Origin of the sequence: Streptomyces sp. RP5T (assembly GCF_003933965.1) — a bacterium.
GTDB lineage: Bacteria > Actinomycetota > Actinomycetes > Streptomycetales > Streptomycetaceae > Streptomyces.
Map to the genome: position 1 here is coordinate 1 of NZ_RSAJ01001132.1, position 1,129 is coordinate 1,129.

The following is a 1,129-nucleotide window of genomic DNA, read 5'->3' on the forward strand; positions in this document are numbered from 1 at the left end:
TCCCCCACCCCGGCCCGGCGAAAATCACGGGCCGGGGGACGTGGGCGTCTGACACCCTCGGCCCATGAGCGACTTCTCCGTGAAACCCGTGCTGACCGGCGACAGGACCGTGCTGCGTCCGTTCACCGAGGCGGACGCCGAGGTCATGGCGGAGATCGTCCAGGACCCCGAGGTCGTGCGCTTCACCGGAGCCCCCGCCGGCGAGCTCACCCTGGAGCGGCTGCGCTCCTGGTACGGCACGCGGTCCGCGCAGTCCGACCGTCTCGACCTCGCCGTCACCGACCGCGCGACCGGCGAGCTGGTCGGCGAGGTCGTCCTCCACGAGTGGGACGCCCGGGCGCGCAGCTGCACGTTCCGCACCCTCATCGGCCCGCGGGGCCGTGGCCGCGGGCTCGGCAGCGAGGCCACCCGTCTCGTCGTCGGCCACGGCTTCGAGCGGCTCGGCCTGCACCGCATCGAGCTGGAGGTCTACGGCCACAACGCCCGCGCCCTGCGGGTCTACGAGAAGGCCGGGTTCAGGGTCGAGGGAGTGCGGCGGGAGGCCGATCTGCGGGACGGCGTGTGGGTGGACTGGGTCGTGATGAGCCTGCTCGACCGTGAGTGGGCCGCCCTCACCCCCACGGTTCGATGACCGTCACCCCGGCCCCGGGTGCGGTGCCCATCGCCGCGAGGGCGGCCGGGGCCGCGTCCAGCGCGATCGTGGACGTCACCAGCAGATCCGGCCGCAGCACCCCCGCCGCGACCAGTTCCAGCATCGGCGGGTAGGTGTGGGCGGCCATGCCGTGGCTGCCGAGGAGTTCGAGCTCCAGGGCGATCGCGCGGGCCATGGGGACCGGGGTCGTCCCGTCCGGCGAGGGCAGCAGGCCGACCTGGACGTGCCGGCCGCGCCGGCGCAGGGAGCCGACCGAGGCCGCGCAGGTGGCCGGGGAACCGAGGGCGTCCAGGGACACATGGGCGCCGCCGCCGGTCAGATCGCGGACCGCCGCCGCGGTGTCCGGCGTGCCGGACGCGTCCACGCACGCGGCCGCGCCGAACTCCCGCGCCAGGGCCAGGGCCCGGGCGGACACGTCCACGGCCACCACACGGGCCCCGGAGGCCGCCGCGATCATCACCGCGGACAGCCCCACCC

General features: G+C 75.6%; 2 protein-coding genes. One reads left to right on the forward strand and one right to left on the reverse strand.

What is annotated here, in order from left to right; translation table 11 throughout:
* Nucleotides 1–64: 64 nt before the first annotated feature.
* Nucleotides 65–631: a GNAT family N-acetyltransferase gene (locus tag EHS43_RS44950; protein ID WP_125196098.1), complete on the forward strand. Its 567-nt coding sequence runs from the start codon at nt 65–67 to the stop codon at nt 629–631.
* Here the strand turns inward: EHS43_RS44950 and EHS43_RS44955 are convergent.
* The coding region (locus EHS43_RS44955; RefSeq protein WP_148104363.1) for a zinc-binding dehydrogenase at nt 612–1,129 on the reverse strand (518 nt) is incomplete at its 5' end. The two genes, EHS43_RS44950 and EHS43_RS44955, sit on opposite strands and share 20 nt — an antisense overlap.

Coding starts and splice junctions, on each gene's coding strand:
- EHS43_RS44950 (WP_125196098.1), top strand. CDS start 65: ATGAGCGACTTCTCCGTGAAACCCGTGCTGACCGGCGACAGGACCGTG.